General features: G+C 49.7%; 5 protein-coding genes. 4 read left to right on the forward strand and 1 reads right to left on the reverse strand.

The features are described from left to right. On the forward strand, positions 1–863 hold an 863-nt coding region (locus IQ235_RS16145), incomplete at its 5' end, for a tetratricopeptide repeat protein (protein ID WP_264322466.1). Positions 864–1,163: 300 nt separating this feature from the next. On the opposite strand, the gene IQ235_RS16150 is transcribed toward IQ235_RS16145, so the two are convergent. Beyond that, entirely contained in the window at positions 1,164–1,793 is a 630-nt protein-coding gene (locus IQ235_RS16150; protein WP_264322467.1) for a hypothetical protein, read from the reverse strand. Between the two features lie 788 nt (positions 1,794–2,581). On the opposite strand from IQ235_RS16150, the gene IQ235_RS16155 reads away from it, so the two are divergent. From IQ235_RS16155 to IQ235_RS16165, 3 genes are all read left to right on the forward strand, one after another. Continuing rightward, positions 2,582–3,256 (forward strand): hypothetical protein, encoded by a 675-nt coding sequence (locus tag IQ235_RS16155; protein WP_264322468.1) that lies wholly within the window; start codon positions 2,582–2,584, stop codon positions 3,254–3,256. A 41-nt stretch (positions 3,257–3,297) separates the two neighbouring features. Further along, the gene (locus IQ235_RS16160) at positions 3,298–4,230 is read left to right on the forward strand and encodes a DUF1822 family protein (RefSeq protein ID WP_264322469.1); all 933 of its coding nucleotides are present in this window, start codon (positions 3,298–3,300) and stop codon (positions 4,228–4,230) included. A gap of 216 nt (positions 4,231–4,446) precedes the next feature. After that, a partial coding sequence (locus tag IQ235_RS16165) for a CHASE2 domain-containing protein (RefSeq protein ID WP_264322470.1) occupies positions 4,447–6,106 on the forward strand: 1,660 nt, incomplete at its 3' end.

The following is a 6,106-nucleotide window of genomic DNA, read 5'->3' on the forward strand; positions in this document are numbered from 1 at the left end:
TCGCCTGTTTCGGGGCGCTCTGGGTTGGGGCTAGTGAGATTGTCGGAACTCGCGGCACCGGAACAAAATGGTTGCAACGAGGAGCGATCGCCGTTGAAGCCCGAGACTACCCCCAGGCGATCGAAGATTTTACCCGCGCCATCGAACTCGATCCCACCCTGGCCGCAGCTTACAGCGATCGCTGTTTGGTCTATATTTACCAAGGGAATTACCCGCAAGCCCTGGCTGATTGCACCCAAGCCATCGAACTAGATCCGAGCAATCGGGAAGCCTATCTCAATCGGGGTTTAGCCCGCTATCGCACTGGTCGATATCCAGAAGCGATCGCCGATACCGATCGGGTTCTCCAACTCAATCCCGGAGACGCGCGCGCCTATTACAATCGCGGGTTAAGTCGGTACGAACTGCACGACTATCGAGGGGCGATCGAGGATTACGATCGCGCCATCGTACCGGAGTCGTCGCTAGAACCGATGCAGCAGGCTGCAATTTATATCGATCGCGGTTTAGCGTATTTGGGTATCGATAACCCACCCGAAGCCGTGACGAATTTCGATCGGGCGATCGCTTTAGATACCCAGAATGCCCGAGCCTACTACAACCGAGCCTGCACCTACCATCGCTTGGGAGATGTCGATCGCACCGTGGAAGATTTAACCCAAGTGTTGCGCCTCGATCCCTCTTCAGCCCAAGCCCGCGCCAATCGCGGTTTGATCTACTATCAACTCGGGAATCGACCGGCCGCCCTGCAAGACTTACGACTCGCCGCCCGTCATTTTGCCGAAAACGGTCGGGATGAGGCATCGAGTCAATTACGGGATGTTATCGAGCAAATGGGGCGATCGCGTTTGGCATTGGGGTGAGATATGAGGGCTTGACACTCCCCCACTTAAAAGATGGGGGATTCTTGGTTCTACGATCCCTCAAGGGGTGACAAAGAGGCTAGAAAGACATTTGCTAATGTCGATAATTTAACTTAACGATGACTTTGCAGGAGTAAAACTAACAATTGTAACGTCAGATGTTGACGGGGATTTAGATGGGTAGAGAGGACTTTTTGGTAGAATTGAGGGAACATCATTGGATTTTGGGGAGCTGTGTGCTCCCCAATTTTTTGGGGTGTTGGCTCAAACCATCATTCTCCCCGCCACTCAGCCTTCTTGTCACCCCTTGAGGTAAATATCAACGGTTTTCACTTCTCCTTCAAACAAACAAATTAAGACATCTTTAGCTAACTTTTCTATTCGTAAAATGGGTAAAAGATTGTCTGGGGGAGTAAAATCTAAACCTGACACAGATTGAGAGTAACCATCAATAATTAAACTTGGCCAGCCGGGAACCACTTGCGATCGCAGAATAATTCCTGTAATTTGCCGATCTGTATTGCGGCTAAAGTCAGCATTATTGCGAATGTTACGATCGGGAATTAAGGGACTGCGATACCAGGAAATAGTTTGACTGCCTTGGCGTAGGGAATGGGGTAATGGAATATAGCCCATTGCCAGTTTTTGTTCTGCTTGGTAATTGGCGTTTTGGGGGAGTCTGGGGTAACTGGGGTTGCGGTTGAGTTTCTTCAAGATTTGAGTAAAACTTTGCTCGCGATCGATACAAGCAAAACTCCAGCTTGCTAGACTAACTAAGCGGATGTTATCGTCATTTCCTGCTCCTAAATAATCGAAGTTTCCCCAATCGTTATAGCGTCCTTCTATTACTACCACCCCATGACCTGCGACGATCGAGCGTCGCGAGTGGAGATGACGACACTCAACCTGCAAAATTTTTCCAGTTTCCAAAGTTCTTTGAGCACACGAGCCTGGAGTTAGTCTCGATATTATTGAATAAAGATTTGTAACAAAACTCCGGTTTGCCGAAAAATCCGCTCGCCCGAGCAGAAACGCCTATAGAACCCAAATTCAACTTGGGATTTTCGACTTGGGAAATGAGTAATTCAGTGCTGGTTGGCAGGGTCGTTGAGAAATAGATATATCTCAACGTCAACGTTTTCAACTCTAACGTTGTCTTGCTTCCGGAGAAACACGATCGATGAAATTGCAAGGTGGAAAACTCGTAGCGATGTTCGCAATATTTACAACTGTTCTAGCTGATTCTGAAGGTCGGGCTTTTGCAAGTGCTCTAGATCCGATCGGGCCCCTGACAACTATTGATGGGAAAGCTTCGATCCGGTCTGGTGGGGAAACTCCCACTCTCCATAACCGATCCAAACTTCCCCAGGAAATGGAACCGGGAATATATACCTATACCTCTATGTTTTTACAGAGTTCGGGGCGATCGAACCAAGGAGAATGGATGGTATCGCCTCTCGATATCGAGCTTTTCGCGAATCGTTGCCGCGCGAGATCGTGCGATCCGGATCTAATTTGTTGCCCGCCAACATGATGGAGGCGAAGCACGAGTTCTACTAAGGGCGATCGTTGCCGTCAAAACTGCATGAAATGAAGCTTTGTAACAAAAAGAGCGACTCCCGAAAAAAGGGTTCGATCGAGCCGAAATATAGATAGAACTCAAGCTCTGATGATGGTGAATGGGCGACTCAATTCTACGAACAGACTAGGCACGAGAAATGAGTGAGGCAAAAGATAAAGATCCGATCGACGAACAACTCAATCAACTGGCCCGAGAAGCCGGAGGGCATCCCCCTCGGAGCTACGAGCGGCGAAAAGCTCTCAATCGACTTGTGGAAAAGATTTTGGCATCGGGACGGTTGGGGCATCCCCAGCGCAGCTCGTTTCCCTTACCATCTGCGATATATGAGGATTTGTACGATGAAGCACTCAGTGCCACTTTGATGGAAATGTGCCAAAAAATCGAACAATACGATCGAACTAAAGATGTGATGGCATGGTGTAATTTTTTATTGACAAAACGGTTTATAGATGCATGGACTAAATATCAACGAGGAGGAGTGGGGTCAGTGCCCCAAGAAAAAGCTTCTCTTTTTATCCGTCCCAGCTTCGAAGATTTAGACGGTTGGCAACCTCCACAGAAAAATATTTCTCAATCAGAACAACTCAAACAATTAATCGAAGAAAATCCGGATAATATGTTTGGAAAAGAGTACGTTCGAGGACAGCCTCAAGCGACATTTCAATTTTTGGCAATGGCTAAAATTTGGCAAGACCGAAAATGGAAAGAAATATCTTCGGAGCTGAACGTTCCGAGTTCTTCTCTTTGTGAATTTTATAAAAAACAACTCCACAAGTTTAAGCCTTTTTTCAAAGAGTATCTTCAAGTCTAAGTTGCTAAGCTTCAGTTGCACGCAAGGACAATCGTCGAACGATGGCAAAGAAAAAATCCAGAACCCCCAAATCCCTTACCTTTACCGTTCCCTTGGGGCAAGAAGCCCACCAAATGGCCGATCGGTTTCGCCAGAGACAGTTTTCCCTCAAACAGGGCAAACAGGTCTATCTGAATACGTTAGCGGTGTATGCTGTTAACTTCTATTTGCAGTGTATGGGGTTTGATACCGATAAATCGAATAGCGAAAGTTACGATCGGGCGATCCAAACTTTTCTAGATGTTGCCGATTTAGCCATTAAAGAAGTCGGTACGTTTGAGTGCCGCCCGGTACTGCCAGATGAGGAAATATTACGAGTTCCACAAGAGGTTTGGCAAGATCGAAAAGGGTATTTTGCCGTGCAATTCGATCGGGCGCTAAAAAAAGCAAAACTCATCGGATTTGTGAGGCAAGTTAGAACCGAAGAAATACCGTTAAGCCAGTTACGATCGCTCGATGGATTTCTTCGGTACGCCAGCCAATTGCAAAACTCAGTCAAACTCAACCAATGGCTGAACGATATATTCGATACGGGTTGGGATGCGGTAGAATCGCTGTTGTCTCCCCCACAAATGGCGTGGCGGGGGAGTCAGAACCGGGGTTTTGCTTTGCGGGGTTCTCCAACTCAGATCGAACGGGTGAAGCGGCTGACGCTGGCGAGATCGGGAGAAGAAGTGGCGCTGTTGGTGCGGTTGAAACCGAGAACCGATCGAGAAATGGGAATTGGTGTGGAAATATACCCGACGGGCGATCGAACTTATTTACCGCAAGATCTGCAATTAATGGTTCTCGACGAGGCGGGTGCGGCGGTAATGCAAGCCGAAGCCCGAAGTACCAAAAATATTCAGTTGAAATTTAGCGGTGAGACGGGAGAGGAGTTCAGCATCAAAGTGGCATTGGGAGATACCAGCGTGACGGAAGCCTTTCTCATCTAAACTCGACTGTAAGCATTCAGATATTAGCCTTGCGCCTTGCGCGAATTGTCGCAGTTTGCAAAAACATTGACTCGGCACGGAGTTGACCGGAAAAATGTAAAAAGCTGTAGGGGTAGTGCCCCTGTGCCTACCCCGGTTGGGTGGGTAGGGTTTGCTATAACGAGGACTCCGCGATGTCCGAACTGATGCGATGGGGATGTGGCAGTGGAGGAATAGATGACGAACAAGCGATCGATTCTCATACTCGATGGCAATTTGAACGATGGCTGTCGGGTGCGTCTGGAGATGGATACCGATGGCAACCGACAACTGGAAATGTTCGGCAACTTACCCCCGAACCCAGAGTTGGCAGCATTTCTCGAAACCCATTGGCAGCAGAAATATCGGCAAATCGAAGCCCCCTATCGCATCCAACCCGAAGCGATAGAGTACGATGGCAGCTTGGTGCGAGAATGTCAGAGATCGGCGCGAGAACTGAGCGATCGCTTCAACGATTGGCTCAGATCGACACCGTTTCAAAATATCGATCGGCGATTGCGCGAAGAACTCAGCCGCGATGACGACGTGCGGATACTCGTTTGTACGGGCGATCGGGATTTGCAGAAATTACCCTGGCATCGATGGGATTTTTTCCGACGCTACCCCAATGCCGAAGTCGCCCTGAGTTTGCCGGAATTCGATCGACCCCTACCCTCGCCGAAAGGGACAGCAACGGTAAGAATTTTGGCGATTTTGGGCCACGATGAGGGGATCGAAGTGGAAGCCGATCGCCAATTGTTAGCCAGTTTGCCCCACGCAGAAGTGGAATTCCTGGTTAAACCCCAATTACAGAAAGTCAACGATCGACTTTGGGATAAATCTTGGGATATCCTCTTTTTTGCCGGACACAGCCACACAGAGGGCGATCGCGGGCGGATTTATATCAACCCCACCGATAGTTTAACGATCGACGAATTGGAGTTTGCCTTACACCAGGCGGTGGCGCGGGGGTTGCAACTGGCAATTTTCAACTCCTGCGATGGATTGGGGTTGGCGCAGCAACTGAGCAATTTGCGAATTCCCCAGATGGTGGTGATGCGGGAGTTGGTTCCCGATCGTGTCGCCCAGGCATTTTTGAAGTATTTTCTGACAGCGTTTGCCGGGGGAAAGCCGTTTTATCTGGCGGTACGCCGAGCAAGGGAACGGTTGCAGGGATTGGAAAAGAAGTTTCCCTGCGCCAGTTGGCTGCCGGTAATTTTCCAACATCCCGATCGCGTTGCCCCCACTTGGGATGACTTGTGGGAGGCGAAGGAGGAGTCATCACCCGCGACGAGGAAACGCCTGAGTTGGCAGCGGATACTGGCTCTGGGAACGGTAGCGACGATCGCTGTATTGGGGGTGCGATCGGTTGGTGGGTTGCAGCGTTGGGAGTGGGGGGCATACGATTTCTTGATGCGGCAGCGTCCGGCAGAGGGGATCGATCCGCGAATTTTGGTGGTGGAAGCGACAGAAGAGGACGTAAACCGTTATGGCTTTCCTCTACCGGATGGAGTTCTTGCAGAGGCGATCGAAGATTTGCAGGTTCACCAACCCCGCGTTGTTGCCTTGGATATTTTTCGCGATCGCCCCGTGGAACCGGGACACTTGCAGTTACAGCAACTTTGGGAATCCGAAAATCTCATTGCTTTGTGCGGTATCGGACAGGCAGACAACCCCAACAATCCCGGTATTGCCCCCCCTCCCGGCGTGCCGGAAAACCGCCAAGGCTATAGCGATATTTGGGTAGATGGCGATGGGGTATTGCGTCGCCACGTTTTGTTTTTGCATTCCGACTATACGGACGCTTGCGCTACGCCCTATTCCCTGGCAGGATTGGCGGCACTTCAGTATTTAGAGG

The organism is Zarconia navalis LEGE 11467 (assembly GCF_015207075.1).
Taxonomy (GTDB): domain Bacteria; phylum Cyanobacteriota; class Cyanobacteriia; order Cyanobacteriales; family Geitlerinemataceae; genus Zarconia; species Zarconia navalis.